This is a genomic window from Rudaea sp. 3F27F6 (assembly GCF_005503555.1).
Lineage (GTDB): Bacteria > Pseudomonadota > Gammaproteobacteria > Xanthomonadales > Rhodanobacteraceae > Rudaea.
The window spans coordinates 335703-353810 of sequence record NZ_SCNG01000006.1; the positions used below are offsets into that span (position 1 = coordinate 335703).

The following is an 18108-nucleotide window of genomic DNA, read 5'->3' on the forward strand; positions in this document are numbered from 1 at the left end:
CCGACGGCGCGCAGTCGAAGCCGGTCGCAGCGGCACCTCGACTTCGCCGCGCGCGGCTCCGCTCGGTGCGAACGGTTGAAACTTCTTCGTGCCGGATCGACACGATCGTCATTCCGGCGCAAGCCGGAATCCAGCTTCTGTTTTGTTGACTTCGCTGGTCAGCGAGCTGGATTCCCGCTCACGTCGGAATAAGGCAACCGAGATCTTTCCAAGGTATCCGTCAATGCCCGTCATCGAATCGCAGATCGACCCGCGCTCCACCGAATTCCAGGCCAATGCGGTGCAATTGCGCGGCCTCGTCGACGAACTGAAAACCCAGCTTGCGCAAGTCGCGCAAGGCGGCGGCGAGAAGGCGCGCGCCAAGCACACCGAGCGCGGCAAGCTGCTGCCGCGCGAGCGCGTGCGCGCCCTGCTCGATCCCGGTTCGCCGTTCCTCGAATTCTCGCCGCTCGCCGCGCACGGCATGTACGACGGCGCCGCGCCGTGCGCGGGCGTGATCGCCGGCATCGGCCGCGTGCACGGCACCGAAGTCGTCGTCGTCGCCAACGATGCGACGGTCAAGGGCGGCACGTATTTCCCGATGACGGTGAAGAAGCATCTGCGTGCACAGGAGATCGCGCTCGAAAACCGCCTGCCGTGCATCTATCTGGTCGATTCGGGCGGCGCCTTCCTGCCGATGCAGGACGAAGTGTTTCCCGACAAGAATCATTTCGGCCGCATCTTCTATAACCAGGCGCGGCTGTCGGCGCTCAATATCCCGCAGATCGCCGTGGTGATGGGTTCGTGCACGGCCGGCGGCGCCTACGTGCCGGCGATGAGCGACGAGACGATCATCGTCAAGGAACAAGGCACGATCTTCCTCGGCGGCCCGCCGCTCGTGAAAGCGGCGACCGGCGAAGTCGTCGACGCCGAATCGCTCGGCGGCGCCGACGTGCACACGTCGATCTCGGGCGTCGCCGATCATTTCGCCGAGAACGATCAGCACGCGCTCGCGATCGCGCGCGACATCGTCGCCAGCCTGAACCGCAAAAAGCAGCTTCCGGTCGCGATCAAAGAACCTGTCGAACCGAAATACGCCGGCGAAGAAATCTACGGCTGCGTGCCGACCGACACGCGCAAGCCGTTCGACATCCGCGAAATCATCGCGCGCATCGTCGACGGTTCGGAGTTCCACGAGTTCAAGGCGCGCTACGGAAAGACCCTGGTCTGCGGCTTCGCGCATATCTACGGCTACCCGGTCGGCATCGTCGCCAACAACGGCATTCTGTTTCCCGAGTCCGCGCTCAAGGGTGCGCACTTCATCGAGCTGTGCAACCAGCGCGACATCCCGCTCGTGTTTCTGCAGAACATCACCGGCTTCATGGTCGGCAAGAAGTACGAGCAGGCCGGCATCGCCAAGGACGGCGCGAAGATGGTCACCGCGGTCGCCTGCTCGCACGTGCCGAAGTTCACCGTCATCATCGGCGGCAGTTTCGGCGCGGGCAACTACGCGATGTGCGGACGCGGATATCAGCCGCGCTTCCTGTGGATGTGGCCGAACTCGCGCATCAGCGTGATGGGCGGCGAGCAGGCCGCCTCGGTGCTCGCCACCGTACGCCGCGACGGCATCGAAGCCGCCGGCAAAGAGTGGCCGAAGGAAGATGAAGAAGCCTTCAAGGCGCCGATCCGCGAGCAGTACGAGCGTCAGGGCCATCCCTACTACGCCAGCGCGCGCCTCTGGGACGACGGCGTGATCGACCCGGCCGATACGCGGCGCGTGCTCGGCCTCGCCATCTCGGCGAGCTTCAACGCGCCGATCGAGAAAGAACGCTTCGGCGTGTTCCGTATGTAAAAAAACGTCAACGGCGTCATACGGGTTTCACATCGCGCGCCTAGTTTGCACGGGCCGATACGCGGGACGTATCGGCCTTGGTTTTGCAAATCGCGGGGTGCGGTTATGAACGGGGTCGTGGGGACGATCGCGAAGGCGATCGTCTGTGTTTGCGCCGTGTTTTCGGCGCCGCTGCACGCCGCCCAAGCGGCCGGCACCGGGACGCAGCGCGTCCCCAATCTGCTTGCCGTGCGCAAGGATCTCGGACCGCCGCCGAAGGGCGTCGCCGATCTCAAATTCCACGACATTTTCAAGACGCCGGTCGGCGACAAGGGCCTCGAAGCGAGCGCGACCCTGCTCGCACTCGACGGCAAGCGCGTGCGCATGGTCGGCTACATGGTGCATCAGCAGCCCGCGCCCAGCGGCGCGTTCCTGCTCTCGCCGCTGCCCGCCGAGATCAGCGACGAAGACGAGCCGCTCGCCGACGATCTGCCGCCGAGCGTCGTCAGCGTCGAGCTGGCCGACGCCGCGAATCGCTCCGTGCCGCTGCTGCCGGGATTGATCAAGATCACCGGCGTGCTCCACGTCGGTGCCAAGGCCGACGCCGCGAGCGGCCGCGTCTCGTCGGTGCGCATCGCGCTCGACGCGCCGGTGAGTAAGGCCCTGCTCGGCGCCGCGCCAGCCGCACCGAAACCCGCGTCGAAGCCGGCCGCCACCGCCGCGCGCTGATCCGCCGAATTCTTTTTCCCCCTCCCTGCCGACCTCCGAAAGGTATCCGCTCATGCACCAGAGTCGTTTGTTCCGCCGCAGCCTGAGCTGCGCTGTCCTCGCCGCGCTCTCGCTCGCCGGCGCCGACGCGTTCGCCGCGAAAGTTTCGCGCCTGACCCCGCCGAGCGAGCTGTTCGCTTCCGGCAACGCGAAAGGCCCGGTGATCTCCCGCTTTATGCAGGGCCAGCGCTTCGACCTGCAGGCCACCGTGCAGCCGGACGCAGGGCTGACCATCACCGACTTCTATTTCAGCGTCGACGGCACGACCACGAGTCCAGCCAGCCTCGACGGCAACTTCCAGCTCACCTATCCGTTCGCCAATCGCCTCGGCCGCGTCGACGAGTCCGCTTCGGATGCCACCTGCGTCGATGCGACGAGCGGCAAGACGACCGGCAAGTCCGGCTGCAAGCTCGCCGCGGGGCTGCCCGGCAACACGGTCGTCGTCTCGCAGCGTGCCTACGCGAACTATTCGGCCGGCGTGCATACGCTGAAGATCATCGCGACGCAGAGCGACGGCAGCAAGATCAGCGCCGAAGGCAATTTCGAAATCGTCGCGCCGGAAAGCGGCTACACCAAGGCGAAGAACGTCATCATCTTCCTCGGCGACGGCATGGGTGCCACCCACCGCACCGCGGCGCGCATCATGGCCAAGGGCTACGCGCAGGGCAAAGCCAAGGCGCCGCTGACCATGGACACGTTCCCGTACACCAGCATGGTGATGACCTCGTCGCTCAACTCGATCGTCACCGACTCCGCGCCGGGCATGCAGAACTACGTCACCGGCAACAAGGCCAACAACAACGAAGAAGGTGTGTTCCCCGACGACACGCTCGATGCGTTCGACAATCCCCGCGTCGAATACCTGTCCGAATACCTGCACAACCTGCAGGGCAAGTCGCTCGGCGTCGTCACCACGGCCGACGTGTTCGATGCGACGCCCGCGTCCACGGCGATCCACACTTCGGCACGCGGTAACGGCACCGGCATCGTCGACCAGTTCCTCGACGACCGCGCGCAGACCGGCCTGACCGTGCTCATGGGCGGCGGGCGCAAGTGGTTCCTGCCGAATCCGTCGAACAGCGTGAGCCCGCAGCCGGTCAACGGCTCGCAGCGGCGCAAGGCCAACGACTACGTCCTGTCCGACGACATCGTCAACGGCTGGGGCGTGGCGCGCGGCAAGCTCGATCCCGAGCGCGACGTGATCGCCGACTTCCAGAGCGCGGGCTACGCGTACGCACCGAACAACGCCGGCCTCAACGCCGCGTTCAAGAACGGCGTGCCGAACAAGCTGCTCGGCTTGTTCGCCTACTCGAACATGAACGTCGCCTACGACAAGATCGCCGGCCGCCGCGGCGACAGCACCGTGGTCGACGCGTTCGGTTTCCCCGACCAGCCGCTGCTCGAAGAAATGACCGACAAGGCCCTGCAGGTGCTGTCGAAGAACAAGGACGGCTTCGTCGCGATGATCGAAGGCGCGTCGATCGACAAGCAGGCGCATCTGATGGACACCGACCGCTGGATTCTCGATGTGATCGAGTTCGACCGCGCGATCGCGGTGGCCAAGGCGTTCGCCGCGAAGAACCCGGACACTCTGATCATCGTCACCGCCGACCACGAGTGCTCGGGCGCGGCGATCCTCGGTGCCGCCACGGCGAGCGCCGCCGAGCTGCAGGCCAAGCCGAACTCCGGCACCGGCATCGTCGGCGTGTACGAAGCGGCGAAGTTCCCGAAATACAAGATCGCCGCCGACGGTTTCCCGCAGTCGACCCTGATCGACAACAAGATGCTGATCGGCTACGGCGCCAACGCTGACCGCTACGAGACCTGGCTGCCAAACCTGTACCCGACCCTCGACACGCAGCAGCCGTTCCCGCCGTCGCAGTCGCCGCCGAGCCCGTCGACGCGCAACAAGGACATCGGCTACTTCGTCTCGGGCCAGGTCCCCGGCGACCAGGCCGTGCACACCGCGACCGACATCCCGCTGTCGGCCTACGGCGCGAGCGCCGCGCAGTTCCACGGCGTGATCGACAACACCGACGTGTTCTTCAAACTCGCTTCGGCGGCGATGGCGCAGTAACGCTTCGGCCGTTCGCGCCGCCTCGGCGCGAACGGCATCCGCCAGCGTCCAAACTGGTTAGCCCGGGCTTCCCTTCTCCCACCGGGAGAAGGTGCCCGCAGGGCGGATGAGGGAAAAGCGCCGCAAATCGACGCGGCGTGTCAAATCAAGAAGGCCGCTCCCTCACTCAGCGCTTTGAATCCCTCTTCCAGCGGGATTCGCGGGCCGCATCGACGACGAAACCAGCGACACGCCGGTCTCCGCGCCAAGGATTCCGCGCACCCGGTTTTTGCGAGCGCCACAGCGAGCCGATCGACAAATCGGCTTTCGCTGTCTTTAGAATGCTCGCCTCGCGCAACCCTTCCAAGCAAGGCAATGATTGTCGGCATCGATCTCGGCACCACGAACTCTTTGATAGGCACCTACGCCGAAAGCGGTTCCGTCCTTTTCCCCAACGCCCTCGGCAGCTTTCTCACTCCTTCCGCCGTCAGTGTCGACGACCACGGCGATATTCTCGTCGGCCAGGGTGCGCTCGACCGCCTGATCACGCATCCCGACCGCAGCGTGGCTGGATTCAAGCGCTGGATGGGCAGCCCGCGCGAGACGCGGCTCGGCGGCAAGCCGTTCCGCCCCGAGGAACTCTCCGCGCTGGTGCTGCGCTCCCTGCTCGCCGATGCCGAAGCCGCGCTCGACGCGAAGATCGAAGAAGCGGTGATCAGCGTGCCGGCCTATTTTTCCGACACGCAGCGCAAGGCGACACGCGCCGGGGGCGAACTCGCCGGCATCCGCGTCGAACGTCTGATCAACGAACCGACCGCCGCCGCTCTCGCCTACGGCCTGCAGGAGCGGCGCGACGGCGGCCGCTTCCTCGTTTTCGATCTCGGCGGCGGCACGTTCGATGTGTCGATCCTCGAACTCTTCGATGGCGTCGTCGAAGTGCACGCGAGCGCGGGCGACAATTTCCTCGGCGGTGAAGACTTTCTCGATGTGCTCGTCAACGCTTGCGCCGCCGATCTGAAACTCGACCTCAAGTCGCTGAAGCCCGGCGAGATCGGGCAACTGCGCCGGCGCCTGGAAAAGGTCAAACGCGACCTGTCGGCCGGCTCCTCTGCGCACCTCGACGGCGAGCTGGCCGGTCGGCAGCTCGATTGGGACATCGACGAAGAGCGCTTCGCCAAACTCGCCGAACCGCTGGTGCAGCGCATGCGCACGCCGCTGGAACGCGCGATGCGCGACTCGCGGCTGCAGCCGCAGCAGCTCGACGAAATCATCCTCGTCGGCGGCGCCAGCCGCATGCCGCTTGTCGCGCGCACCGTGTCGCGCATGTTCGGGCGCCTGCCGTTGCGCCACGTGAATCCCGACCAGGCGATCGCGCTCGGCGCGGTCGTCGCGTCAGGGCTGAAAAGGCGCGACGTGCGCCTCGAAGAAGTCATCCTCACCGACGTCTGCCCGTACACCCTCGGCACCGAGGTGTCCAAGCCCGACCACAACGGCAATCCGCAGCGCGGCTTCTTTCATCCGATCATTCAGCGCAACAGCACGGTTCCGGTCAGCCGCGAAGACGTGTTCTGGCCGGTCAGCGATGCGCAGAACCATCTCCGCATCGAGGTCTACCAGGGGGAGAACCCACTAGTCGCCAAAAACATCAAGCTCGGCGAAGTGGCCGCGCCGATCCCACCCCGCGGCGACCGCAGTGTGCACGTGCGCTTTACCTACGACGTCAACGGCATCCTCCAGGTCGAAGTCACCGTCGCCGGCACCGGCGCGAAACACGAGCTGATCGTCGAGCAGAATCCGGGCGTGCTGAGCGCGCAGGAAATCCAGTCGCGCCTGGCGACGCTCGCGAACATCAAGATCCATCCGCGCGAGAAGCAGGAAAATCTCGCCCTGATCGCACGCGCGGAGCGGCTCTACGAGGAAAATTTGCAACAGCGCGAGCAGATTCAGAACATGCTCGCGCATTTCCGCGCCGCAATCGAATCCCAGGACGAGCGTGTGATCGGCGAGCATCGCCGTGATTTCGCCAAGGCGTTGGACGGCATGGAGTTCCTGTGAGCGAATCTCTCGCCTACCTCGGCCTGCGCGCCGACGCCGACGAGCGCGCGGTCAAACGCGCTTATGCACAGCGTCTGAAGCAGATCCGCCCCGAGGACGATCCGGCAGGATTCCAGACGCTGCACGAACACTACCGAATTGCACTGGAGCAGGCCCGGCAGCGCGCGGAGACGACGACGCCCGACGTGTCCTCGGCGGAGGCGGCTTCGGCGATGCAGTGGTCTTCCGAAGCGGCCGATCCGCCGAAACCCGACGTCGCCGCTGCAGCGGTTGTCGAATCGTCGTCCATTGCGACGCCGGAGGAATCGGCACCGCTGCCTCTTTTTGATCTGGAGGCTTTCCTGCAAACGCTGCTCGCCAAAATCGGCGACGACGACCCCGAAAAGCTACGCGACTGGCTGCAATCAATTGATGCGTTCTGGTCGATCGCGGTCAAGAACCAAGCCGGACACGCGGCGCTGCACAAGCTGGCGAACGAACAGGTTGCGATGCGTGCCGAATTATTCGAGGTGCTGCTCGCCTATTTCGATCTCGACAATGCGCTGAGCGGCTACGATCACGTCGGCATCACGCGCCTGCGCGATGCTCTGCAATTGCGCTACGAATTGATGGATGCGCATCGCGGCGATCTGACCCAACGTATGCGGATCGAAGGCGGGTTCGACCCGTCGCAGACGCGGACGATGGTCAATGCGCTGCTGCGGCCGTTCGAGCTGTGGCGCGACTATGTCAGTGCGCTGCTACCCGGAAGGCCGACTTCCATGGTGCGATTCATCCATGTGCTCAGCCGTGGCCAGCCAGGCCTGCTCTGCCCTTTGGTCGATCCGCAGCATTTGCAGTTTTGGTACGGCGCGGTCGATCGCGGACGTTTCATGCGCCCTCGTGTCGCTCTCGGTTATTTGCGTATCGTCACCATGGTGGTGTCCGCCGCCGCGATCTTGTGCGCATTGACGCTGGCATTGCCGCCAACTCCGTCGAAGCGCTACGAGCTGACGGCCAGCACGCTGAATTTCTTCGGTTGGACTCTGGCCGGATTGATTGCGCTGTGGAGTGCATGGCTAGTCTGGCTAGTCGCGCTGCGCTGGCAGACCGGCCCTGAAGACGGGCGCCTCGATCGAAACGGCATCGGCCGGACGCTGTTCATTCCCACGGTCGCCGCAGCCGCAGCGGTCGTCTGCGTCTATAGCCCGTACGTCTGGCTGCTGAATCTCGGTCTCGCCGCTGCGACCGTCGTCGCCGCGCTTGCCGTCGTCCGTTTCTGGCGGCGTGCCGGACTGCGCTTTCCCAAAATTCATTTCGGCGGACTCGCCTGGGTGGTTCTAGTCGTCGCGGGCAACTTCTCACGCGTACTGTTCGAGCAAGGCTCACGCACCTCGCCGGACTACACGGGTGCATTGGTGCCCGACGGCGAAGAATGGCAGGCACGCGCGTTCATCGGCATCGTGTTTGCCTGCGTTGCCGGGTTCGCCTGGTTTGTCGATCTGGCCCGGCAGTGGCGCGTCTTCCACCGGCCGCAGACGGCGACCGGCCGCTGAAGAGCCCGAGCCGGCCTAGCCGGTCAGTTCCAGATCGGGCTCTTCGCTGACCGCATCGGCGACAAACTTGCCGCCGCGGTCGAGTTCGGCGAACAGGCCGCCGAGGCGCACGAGTTCGTCGTACTTGCCCTTCTCGACGAGTTGGCCGTCCTTGAGCACGAGGATCACGTCGGCATTGCGCACCGTCGACAGGCGGTGTGCGATGACGAAAGTGGTGCGGTCCTTGGTCAGCGTGCCGAGGGCGCGCTGGATGCGCGCTTCGGTGGCGTTGTCGAGCGCGCTCGTCGCTTCGTCGAGGATCAGGATCGGCGAGTCCTTGAGCATTGCGCGCGCGATCGACAGGCGCTGGCGCTCGCCGCCCGACAGCGAGCGGCCGCGCTCGGCGACGAAGGTGGCGTAGGCTTCCGGTTTGACGACGATGAAGTGATGCGCCTCGGCGGCGATCGCCGCGGCTTCGAGTTCTTCGTCGGTCGCATCGGGTTTGCCGATGCGCAGGTTGTCGGCGATCGAGCGGTAGAACAGACCGGGATCCTGGAACACCACGGCGATGTGTTCGCGCAGCGAATGCAGGCTGACATCGCGGATGTCGATGCCGTCGATCGTGATCTTGCCTCCGCTCGGATCGTAGGCGCGGTAGAGCAGCGACAGCGCCGTGGTCTTGCCGGCGCCGGTCGGACCGACGATGGCCGCGGTTCCGCCGGCCGGGATCTTGAAGCTCAAGTGCTTGAGCGCCGGATGCGAGACCTCGTAGCCGAACGAAACGTCGTGGAATTCGACTTCGCCGCGCACCGTCTCCGGCAGCGGCGGCGCACCGGGTTTTTCGTGCAGCACTTCCTGCGTGTCGAGCACGGCGAAGAAGTCGCGCAGCGAATGAGTCTGGAAAAACAGGTTCGAGATAAAGCCGGCAAACTGTTCGAGACGACCGATCAACTGCATCGAGAAACCGACGAAGGTGACGATCGCGCCGACCGTGACTTCGCCCTTGCCGTTGAGCTGCGCGCCGAGGGCGAACATCGCCACGATCGTGATCGTGCTCATCGCCCTGTTCGCGACCGACAGCCAGGCCCAGCCGCGCAGCACGGGATACTGTGCGGTGAGTACTTTCTTCACCATCGCCTTGATCTCGGCGACTTCGGCGGAAATGCGCGAGAAGCTCTGCACGACCATGACGTTGCCGAACACGTCGCCGACGCGCTCGGAGATTTCGTGATGCAGCTCTTCGACCTCGCCCTGGGCCTTGTGCGTGCGACGCACGGCGATCGCGTTGAACAAGGCGAAGCTGGTCATCAGGCCGATCATCAGCAGGGCGAGCTTCCAGTTCATCTTGATCGCGAGCGGAATCATCACCAGGATCGACAATATCGTCGTCAGGTGGTCGCGGAAGAAGTTGAGCCATATCTGGAACAGGTTGCTCGAACCCGCATGCAGGATGCGCAGCAGGCGTCCGGTGTGATGCTGGCCGTGGAACGCAAGCGGCAGTGCGATCGAGTGCTCGAAGAACTGGGTGATCACCGCGAGCCGGCGCCGGTGCGCGAGCCGGTCCGCATATAGGGACACGAGCACGCTCGCGGCCACGCCGGCAAAGCCGACGCCGGCCCACCAGGCGATGTAGTACCACGCGTCGCGCTGCCCCTTCGCGGTCAGCGCGTCGACGACGCGGCCGAACAGCCAGGGTTCGAGGAAAAATACGGCGGCGAGTCCGAGGTTGGCGACGGCGAGCACGATGGCCAGCCATTTTTCCGGCGCCAGCAAGGCGAGGACGCGCAGGTAGATTTTCAGAATGCTCATTGCTTACCGAATGAAGGCTGGGCCGGCGTTAGCTTAGCGACTCCGCGCACGTACGGAAAACTCTTCGCGGCGTCGGGCGAAAAAAAAAGCCGGCCACTCGCGTGGCCGGCTCGGGTTTCGGCATTGCGTAAGATATCGGCCTTACGGCAAGGTCGAGCAGGTTACCGTCGGCTTCGGACTGACGTTGGTTTCGAGGAACGCAATCGACGGCGTCGAACCGCCGTAAGTGCAGCACGGGGCAACGAGACTCAAATTGTTGGTCTCGCCCGTGGTGCCGTTGGCATTGCAGGTCGGTGCTGCGGTACTGCCGTTGTTGACGTGGATGCGCACGACGATCGAAGAACCGCTATTGAACGTCGCCGCCGAACCGCCGCCCGCACCGAACAGGTTGAACTCGGCGTAATTCCAGCCGCTCGCCAACTTGGTGACACTGTCGCTCGCCGTGATCGAATAGAGCTTGGTGCCGCTCGTCAGCGTGACGGTATCGTTGCCGCTGGCGATGCTGCCTTCGAGCTTCAGGTTCTTCAGGTTCGAGATCACCTGCACCGAAGCGGGCACCGTCACCGAGCTACTGTTGGTGTAACACTGGCCGCTGTACAGCGACCAGCCCGACGGACATTTCTTGATGTTGGAGAACGTGCCGGAACTGGTGACCGCGAACATCCAGTACTGAATATAGACGTAGTACTGCGTGCTGTTCGTGTATTCCGGGGTGTAGAGGAACTGCTCCCACGCATAGCAAGTCGTGCCGCTCGGCAGGGTCGCGTTCTTGCACGCCGTCGACGTACTCGGGAAGAAGTACGAATTGAGCTGCAGACCGTAGAGATTGGCCGTCCCGCCGTCGGTTTCGCTGGTCACGCCGGTCACGCTGTCGAACGAACCTTCCGACGACGTGAGATAGGAACCCGACACCTGCGCCGCATAGGCGGTGCCGTTGCCCACGGTCGAGACCGTGCTGCCGTCGGCAAGGCGGCCTTCGGTACCGTTGCCTCCGGCCACCAGGCCCGGAGCGCCGACATTGATCCGGCTCGGCAGGCCGTTGACGCGGCCGATCGGACGCGCCGGCGCGGTGACGCACGGCACCGCCTCCCACTGAGTGTCCGGATAGGACGAGGTATAGCAGCCGCTGGTCGGCGCCCAGGCGGCGAAGCGCTGCTTCATGCCGGCACGCCACATCTCGAAATCGCCCGGCTCCGCCGGCGACTTGATTTCCACGGACGCGGAAGCCGCGGTCTCCGTTGCTGCAGTAGATTCTTCGGCTTGGATCGACGCGCCACTGCACAGAAGCAGGACTGCGGGCACGACGGCCGCAGCAATTTTGGCGCTAATTCCTTTACGTTGATCTCGCATACATGTGCTCCGATTGCTTAAGAGGTAAGAACCGTACTCCTGCGCCACGGAACGTTTCCGTGGGCAGCCCATGTAACAAAAAGCCCTATCTGCGAATCGCCGCCCTGCGATACTTGATTGACCGGGACTATCGTTGCTTCCAGATCGTGCCAGCCGCATTGCGGCGGGCTGAAACTAGGCGCTGGGGTGTTAAGAATTGCCAAAAGAGGCATGTCGCCCGAACCCCGGGAGAGCGACAAGCAGCGTGCGGAAAAGCTATGATTGCGGTCTGTTTTCAGCGCGGGGAACGCGAACGATGGACGGGCTCTTGCAGATTTCGATCCTCGACAGGATCGCCCGCCTCACGCTAAACCGTGCGCAAACGCACAATGCCTTTGACGACGAGCTGATCGGCGAACTGATCGCCGCCCTCGACGGCCTCGCTCGCGACGAGTCGGTGCGCGCCCTCGTGCTCAGCGGCGCCGGGGCTTCGTTCTCCGCCGGCGCCAACGCGAACTGGATGAAGCGCATGGCCGCGGCCGGCGAAGCCGAGAACCGCGCCGATTCCGAGCGCCTCGCCGCTCTGATGCGCGGTCTGAATTTCTTTCCGAAGCCAACCATCGCACGCGTGAACGGCGCGGCGATGGGCGGCGGCGTCGGTCTCATCGCCTGCTGCGATATCGCCATCGCCGCCGATACGGCCAAATTCGCCCTCAGCGAAGTCAAACTCGGCCTCGTTCCCGCGGTGATCTCGCCCTACGTCGTCGCCGCGATCGGCGGACGCCAGGCGCGGCGCCTGTTCATCACTGCCGAAACGATCGACGCGCGCGAAGCGCAGCGCATCGGCCTCGTCCACCGCGTCGTCGCCGGCGACGATCTCGACGAAGCGGTCGAGCGCGAACTCGGCCTGCTTGCCAAGGGCGCACCGCTGGCGCAGCGCGAGGCCAAGCAGCTTGCGCTGGCGATGGGCGGCATGACTGAAACCGCGGCCGCAGCCACCGACCGCGAAAACGCCGCGCTGATCGCACGCCTGCGCATCGCCGCGGAAGGACAGGCCGGCCTGAGTGCCTTCCTCGACAAACAAGCCCCGCCGTGGATCAAGGAGAACTAGACATGTCACAGCGCAACCGCTTCGATCACATCGGCTTCACCGTTTCCGATATCGCGCGCAGCAAGGCGTTCTACGCGCGCGCGCTTGCACCGCTCGGCATCGACCTCGTCATGGAGGTCACCGCCGAGATGACCGGCAGCCACGCGCACGTCGGCTACGGCCACGACGGCAATCCGTATTTCTGGATCGGCAACGGCGAAGGCCCCCTGCGCGGCAAGCTGCATGTGGCCTTCTCCGCCGCGAACCGCGCCGCGGTCGCCGCGTTCTACGAGGCCGCAATTGCCGCGGGCGGCATCGACAACGGTGCCCCCGGTCTGCGCCCGCACTACCACGCGAACTACTACGGCGCTTTCGTCCTCGACCCGGATGGGCACAACATCGAGGCTTGCTGCCACTTGCCCGAATAGAACAAGAGCATTTTGGCCACGGATTGCACGGATGAACACGGATAAAGCACTCGTCGAAAGCGACCTTACGGAGCGTGTGATCGGAGTGTTCTATTCTGTATACAACGAGCTCGGGGTGGGATTCCTCGAAAATGTTTACGAGAATGCGTTGGCCCTGGCTTTGCGCAACGCGGGGCTCGACGTTGAACAGCAAACCGCGTTGGCCGTCAGCTTTCGCGGACATACGGTGGGAGAGTTTCGTGCCGATATCGTCGTCGAGAAACGCTTGATTCTCGAAATCAAAGCGGCGGAACGCTTGACCCCGGCACATGAAGCGCAGTTGATCAATTATCTGAAAGTTGCACGCATCCCAGTTGGACTGCTTCTCAATTTCGGACCGCGCGCAGAGTTCAAACGGCGTATCTTCGACTAGGTTCTTTCTGCTTTATCCGTGTTCATCCGTGGAATCCGTGGCAAAACTATGCTCTTCAAAAAAATCCTCATAGCGAACCGCGGCGAAATCGCCTGCCGCATCATCCGGACGGCCAGACGTCTGGGCATCCAAACGGTTGCTGTCTATTCGGAGGCCGACGCGACGGCGCAGCATGTGCGTCTTGCCGATTTCGCCTATCCGATCGGCGGGCCGCGCCCGGCCGATTCGTACCTGCGCGGCGACGCGATCATCGAGGTGGCGAAGAAATCGGGCGCACAGGCAATCCATCCTGGCTACGGCTTTCTCTCGGAGAACCCCGATTTCGCCGAGGCCGCCGAGCAGGCCGGCATCGTCTTTATCGGCCCGTCGGCGAATTCGATGCGCAAGATGGGCTCGAAGGCCGGCGCGAAGGAACTGATGTCGGGTCATGGCGTTCCCGTCGTGCCGGGCTACACGGGCGAGGATCAGAACCCTGCCCTGCTCGCGCGCGAAGCGCAGCGCATCGGCTTTCCGCTGATGATCAAGGCCGCCTACGGCGGCGGCGGCAAAGGCATGCGCATCGTGCGCAAGGCGGAAGAGTTCGCCGCCAATCTCGAATCCTGCCAGCGCGAGGCGAAGAGCGCGTTCGGCCGCGACCGCGTGCTGCTAGAACGCTACGTCGAGACACCGCGGCATATCGAGTTTCAGATTTTCGGCGACAAGCACGGCAATGCGATCCATTTGAACGAGCGCGAATGCTCGGCGCAACGCCGCTATCAGAAAGTGCTCGAAGAAACGCCGTCGCCGTTCATGACGCCGGAACTGCGCGCGAAGATGGGCGATGCGGCGATCGCCGCCGCGCGCGCGCTCGACTACGTCAACGCCGGCACGGTCGAATTCATCGTCGGTCCGCAGGGCGATTTCTATTTCATGGAGATTAACACGCGCCTGCAGGTCGAGCATCCGGTCACCGAGATGGTGCTGCATCTCGACCTCGTCGAACTGCAGTTGCGCGTCGCCGCGGGCGAAGCGCTGCCACCCTCGCTCCTGCGCAACAAGTCGGTGCCTCAGGACGGTCATGCGATCGAGCTGCGCCTGTACGCCGAAGACCCGCAGCAGGGCTTCCTGCCGGGCTCGGGCAAGTTGCAGCGCCTGTCGCTGCCGCGGCCCGGCACGCATGTGCGCATCGACTCCGGCGTGATCGAAGGCGATACGGTGACGATCTTCTACGACCCGATGATCGCCAAGCTGATCGTCTGGGACCGCGACCGCGGCGCCGCCCTGCAGCGCATGCGCGACGCGCTCGCCGAATGCGCGGTGGTCGGGCCGAAATCGAACATCGATTTTCTCGAACGCCTCGTGCGCCACCCGGCCGTGGTCGAAGGCCGCATCGACACGGGCTATCTCGATCGCCATCTCGCCGAATTCCTGCCGGCCGATGCCGCGCCCGATCACTCGACCTTGTTCGCCGCGGCGACCGCGGTGCTGCTCGACGAAGAGGCGGCCGTGCCGCAACTGGCGCGCGCAAGCGGCGATCCGTATTCGCCATGGGCGCGCGCGGATGCGTGGCGCATCGGCCATTCCGGCAAGCGCATCGTCTGCTTCGCCCACGCCGATCAGCGCATCGAAGTCGATGCGCATGGCGCCCACGGCCGCTACGAACTGAGCATCGGCGAAGCGCGCTGCCTGGTCGCGAACGCACGCCTGGCCGACGGTTTCCTCAATGCCGAATTCGACGGCGAAGCGCGCCGCTTCCGCGGCGAAGTCGATGCCGACGGCGTGCTGCTGCACGACGGCGAGCGGCGCGCGCGCCTCGCCCGCGTCGCCGCGTTCGCCTACGCCAAGTCCGCGCAGACCAGCGGCGACCGCGTCGCCGCACCGATGCCGGGCCGCATCGTGCTGGTCAAGGTCAAGGCCGGCGACAGCGTCGCCGAAGGCCAGGAACTGATCGTGATGGAAGCGATGAAGATGGAGATCACGCTCAAGGCGCCGCGCGCCTGCGAGATCGACTCGGTCAACGCCAAGCCCGGCGAGTTCGTCGAGGCCGACGCCGTGCTCGTGCGCTTCAAAGTCTGAGAACGCGCACGCGGCGCGCGGCATCGTGCCGCAGCGCCGCGTACGCACCCGGATGCAATAATCCGCGGCTGTCTTCGCTTCGCTTCGAACCGTGATCCGACTGCGCGCTCCACGCCGATACCTCGCCTGGCTGGCTCTCGCCGCCATGTGGCTCGTCGTGTTTGCGCCGGTCGTGTCGCAGACCGTGTATGCCGCCGCGGCGACGGCAGAAAGCGGCTGGTGCGGCACGAATCCGCCGCTGACGTCCTCGCCCGGACATCCGCACGACCCGGCTGCGGAACTGTGCGGCTACTGCGATCTGCTCGGCCACAGCCCGGTATTGATCGGCGTCGCGCGCCTGCCTGCGCTGACGCCGGCCACCGCCTTCATCCCTCCCCCGCGACAAGAGACGGCGCAAGCGCCTCCTCCTCCGCTGCGCAGTGCCGCGCCACGCGGTCCGCCTTCCGCTTTCGACGACCGACTCTGCTGATTTCAGCGGACGCGGATTTTTTCGCGTCCTTCGCGTTGCCGAATCGAAAGGATTGCCATGTCTGTTTTCGCTTGCCGCGGGCGCGATCGCGCCTGCTCGCCGCGCGTTGCCGCGGCTCTGTTCCGTCCCCGTCCCCTGCCCGCTTGCGTTCTCGCCGCCCTGCTGCTCGCGCCGTCTGTCGTCCGCGCCGCCGATGAGATCGAGCTGTTCGATCCGATCGTCGTCACCGCGCCGATGCAGACCAGCCCGCTGACCGTCGTCACCGATCCGAAAGCGCCGCGCCAGCCGGTGCCGGCCAGCGACGGCGCGGACTTTCTCAAAAGCATTCCGGGCTTTTCCAGTATCCGCAAAGGCGGCAGCAACGGCGATCCCGTGCTGCGCGGCATGACCGGCTCACGCCTCAACATTCTTATCGACGGCGGCCAGATCGGCGGTGGCTGTCCTTCGCGCATGGACCCGCCGACCGCCTATATCTCGCCGCAGTTGTTCGACCGCGTGACCATCATCAAGGGCCCGCAGACGGTGCTGTACGGGCCCGGCAATTCGGCCGGCACGATCCTGTTCGAGCGCGAGGTCACGCGCTACACCGCACCGACCTTGAACTTCACCGGCAGCCTGCTCGGCGGCTCATGGGGGCGCAACGACCAGATGGCCGAACTGCGCGCCGGCAATGCGGACGGCTACGGCGAAATCGCCGCCAACCACACGCATTCGCAGGACTACGAAGACGGCGACGGCCGCCGCGTACATTCCTCCTACGACCGCTGGAACGCCGACGGCGCGCTCGGCTGGACGCCCGACGACGATACGCGCCTCGAACTCAGCGCCGGCAAGGGCAACGGCCGCGCCGCCTATGCGTTCAGCGGCATGGACGGCGCGCAGTTTCTGCGCGAGAGCGCCGGCCTGACTTTCGAGCGCCGGCACATCAGCGCGGTGTTCGAGAAATTCGAAGTCAAGGCGTACTACAACTACGCCGATCACGTCATGGACAACTACACCCTGCGCCAACCCGATCCGAACAGCATGATGCCGATGCCGATGGCTGCCGACGTCGATCGCAAGACTGTCGGCGGAAGAGTCGCCGGCACCTTCGCCTGGGGCGACGCGCTGCAGCTCACCACCGGTCTCGATGCGTCCTCGAACGTGCATACCGCGCGCTCGGGCGGCGCACCGGGCACGGCGGCGGACTATCACAACCAGCCGCGGCTGCGCGACGTGCGCATTGCCGATGCCGGCGCGTTCGCCGAACTGCGTTGGACGTTTGCCGAACGCCAGCGCCTGATCACCGGCCTGCGCTACGACCATGCACAGGCGCGCGGCTACGGACTGACAACAATGCCGGGCGGCGGCATGGGCATGATGGACATGGGCATCGCCGATGCGCACGACTTGAGCCGCGCATCGAATCTGCGCGCCGGCTTCGCGCGCTACGAGCGAGATCTCACTGGCGCACCTCTGACCCTCTACGCCGGCCTCGGCCATACCGAGCGTTTCCCCGACTACTGGGAACTGTTCGGCCAGCACACGAGCAAAACCATTGGCGCGTTCACCGGCCTGCGTCCGGAGAAGACCACCCAGATCGACGTCGGCCTGCAGTACGACGATCAGCGTTTGAAGGCATGGGTGTCGGCCTATGCCGGCGTCGTCGACGATTTCATCGTGCTGCGCTACGGCAGCGGCATGATGGCGACGGACCACGCGGCCAACGTCGACGCACGCACCGCAGGCGGCGAAGCCGGCGTCGCCTACACGCTCAACGAACGCTGGAAAGCCGACGCGACCTTGGCCTATGCCTGGGGCGAGAACCGCACCGAGCGGCGCCCGCTGCCGCAGATGCCGCCACTCGAAACCCGCCTCGGCCTCACCTACGACGACGGCCGCTGGTCGGCCGGCGGCCTCTGGCGCATCGCCGCCAAGCAGCGACGCGTCGCGATCGGCGAAGGCAACATCGTCGGCCAGGACCTCGGCCCGACCGGCGGCTTCGGCGTGTTCTCCGTCAACGCGGGCTGGCGCATCGACCGGCGCTTCACCGTGAGCGCGGGCATCGACAATCTGCTCAACAAGACCTATGCCGAACACGTCAACGCAGCAACGGTCGAACTCGCCGGCTACGTCAACACCGTCCGCGTCAACGAACCCGGACGCACGGCGTGGCTCAAGCTCGACATGAAGTACTGAGGGAAATAGGGTTGCGGCAACGAGGCTTGTGAACCGACAATCCTCAGACAACTGCGGCATTCCCGGAGCCATGCGATTGCGGGCCTGGGAATGCGCGGGCTCTAAGCCCTCCCCTTCAAGGGGAGGGTTGGGTGG

General features: G+C 65.0%; 13 protein-coding genes. 11 read left to right on the forward strand and 2 right to left on the reverse strand.

The genetic code is table 11. From position 1 onward, the window contains the following. Positions 1-223 precede the first annotated feature (223 nt). The 5 genes from FFS30_RS21250 (at position 224) to FFS30_RS21270 (ending at position 8224) form a co-directional block, all read left to right on the forward strand. Positions 224-1831 (forward strand): carboxyl transferase domain-containing protein, encoded by a 1608-nt coding sequence (locus tag FFS30_RS21250; protein WP_137915190.1) that lies wholly within the window; start codon positions 224-226, stop codon positions 1829-1831. 105 nt (positions 1832-1936) lie between these two features. Further along, the gene (locus FFS30_RS21255; RefSeq protein ID WP_171014777.1) at positions 1937-2539 is read left to right on the forward strand and encodes a hypothetical protein; all 603 of its coding nucleotides are present in this window, start codon (positions 1937-1939) and stop codon (positions 2537-2539) included. 52 nt (positions 2540-2591) lie between these two features. Then, positions 2592-4655: an alkaline phosphatase gene (locus tag FFS30_RS21260; protein ID WP_137915192.1), complete on the forward strand. Its 2064-nt coding sequence runs from the start codon at positions 2592-2594 to the stop codon at positions 4653-4655. Positions 4656-5009: 354 nt separating this feature from the next. Beyond that, positions 5010-6689 (forward strand): molecular chaperone HscC, encoded by a 1680-nt coding sequence (locus FFS30_RS21265; RefSeq protein WP_137915193.1) that lies wholly within the window; start codon positions 5010-5012, stop codon positions 6687-6689. Beyond that, positions 6686-8224: a hypothetical protein gene (locus FFS30_RS21270; RefSeq protein ID WP_137915194.1), complete on the forward strand. Its 1539-nt coding sequence runs from the start codon at positions 6686-6688 to the stop codon at positions 8222-8224. Before FFS30_RS21265 ends, FFS30_RS21270 begins: the two co-directional genes overlap by 4 nt. A 15-nt stretch (positions 8225-8239) precedes the next feature. Here FFS30_RS21270 and FFS30_RS21275 read toward each other — a convergent pair whose 3' ends face one another. Both FFS30_RS21275 and FFS30_RS21280 read right to left on the reverse strand, forming a co-directional pair. After that, positions 8240-10012, reverse strand: a complete 1773-nt coding sequence (locus tag FFS30_RS21275; RefSeq protein ID WP_137915195.1) for a glucan ABC transporter ATP-binding protein/ permease — start codon at positions 10010-10012, stop codon at positions 8240-8242. A gap of 141 nt (positions 10013-10153) precedes the next feature. Further along, positions 10154-11227, reverse strand: a complete 1074-nt coding sequence (locus FFS30_RS21280; RefSeq protein ID WP_137915196.1) for a hypothetical protein — start codon at positions 11225-11227, stop codon at positions 10154-10156. Positions 11228-11657: 430 nt separating this feature from the next. Here FFS30_RS21280 and FFS30_RS21285 point away from each other — a divergent pair, with 430 nt between their 5' ends. From FFS30_RS21285 to FFS30_RS21310, 6 genes are all read left to right on the forward strand, one after another. Continuing rightward, positions 11658-12452, forward strand: a complete 795-nt coding sequence (locus FFS30_RS21285; RefSeq protein WP_137915197.1) for an enoyl-CoA hydratase-related protein — start codon at positions 11658-11660, stop codon at positions 12450-12452. Between the two features lie 2 nt (positions 12453-12454). Further along, positions 12455-12859: a VOC family protein gene (locus FFS30_RS21290; protein ID WP_137915198.1), complete on the forward strand. Its 405-nt coding sequence runs from the start codon at positions 12455-12457 to the stop codon at positions 12857-12859. A 31-nt stretch (positions 12860-12890) separates the two neighbouring features. Continuing rightward, a complete protein-coding gene (locus FFS30_RS21295; protein ID WP_137915199.1) occupies positions 12891-13271 on the forward strand; it encodes a GxxExxY protein in 381 nt (126 codons plus the stop codon). 48 nt (positions 13272-13319) lie between these two features. Continuing rightward, positions 13320-15326, forward strand: coding sequence for an acetyl/propionyl/methylcrotonyl-CoA carboxylase subunit alpha (locus tag FFS30_RS21300; protein WP_137915200.1), 2007 nt, complete (start codon positions 13320-13322; stop codon positions 15324-15326). 91 nt (positions 15327-15417) lie between these two features. Further along, positions 15418-15795: a DUF2946 domain-containing protein gene (locus tag FFS30_RS21305; RefSeq protein WP_137915201.1), complete on the forward strand. Its 378-nt coding sequence runs from the start codon at positions 15418-15420 to the stop codon at positions 15793-15795. Between the two features lie 57 nt (positions 15796-15852). Then, positions 15853-17973 carry a TonB-dependent copper receptor gene (locus tag FFS30_RS21310; protein ID WP_137915202.1) on the forward strand — a complete coding sequence of 707 codons (2121 nt, stop codon included), beginning with the start codon at positions 15853-15855 and terminating at the stop codon, positions 17971-17973. Positions 17974-18108: the final 135 nt, after the last annotated feature.

What these genes read in the sequence shown, in the direction of transcription:
- FFS30_RS21275 (WP_137915195.1), bottom strand. Translation starts at nt 10,012, where the DNA reads ATGAGCATTCTGAAAATCTACCTGCGCGTCCTCGCCTTGCTGGCGCCG.
- FFS30_RS21310 (WP_137915202.1), top strand. Translation starts at nt 15,853, where the DNA reads ATGTCTGTTTTCGCTTGCCGCGGGCGCGATCGCGCCTGCTCGCCGCGC.
- FFS30_RS21295 (WP_137915199.1), top strand. Translation starts at nt 12,891, where the DNA reads ATGAACACGGATAAAGCACTCGTCGAAAGCGACCTTACGGAGCGTGTG.
- FFS30_RS21265 (WP_137915193.1), top strand. Translation starts at nt 5,010, where the DNA reads ATGATTGTCGGCATCGATCTCGGCACCACGAACTCTTTGATAGGCACC.
- FFS30_RS21300 (WP_137915200.1), top strand. Translation starts at nt 13,320, where the DNA reads ATGCTCTTCAAAAAAATCCTCATAGCGAACCGCGGCGAAATCGCCTGC.
- FFS30_RS21285 (WP_137915197.1), top strand. Translation starts at nt 11,658, where the DNA reads ATGGACGGGCTCTTGCAGATTTCGATCCTCGACAGGATCGCCCGCCTC.
- FFS30_RS21250 (WP_137915190.1), top strand. Translation starts at nt 224, where the DNA reads ATGCCCGTCATCGAATCGCAGATCGACCCGCGCTCCACCGAATTCCAG.
- FFS30_RS21290 (WP_137915198.1), top strand. Translation starts at nt 12,455, where the DNA reads ATGTCACAGCGCAACCGCTTCGATCACATCGGCTTCACCGTTTCCGAT.
- FFS30_RS21255 (WP_171014777.1), top strand. Translation starts at nt 1,937, where the DNA reads ATGAACGGGGTCGTGGGGACGATCGCGAAGGCGATCGTCTGTGTTTGC.
- FFS30_RS21260 (WP_137915192.1), top strand. Translation starts at nt 2,592, where the DNA reads ATGCACCAGAGTCGTTTGTTCCGCCGCAGCCTGAGCTGCGCTGTCCTC.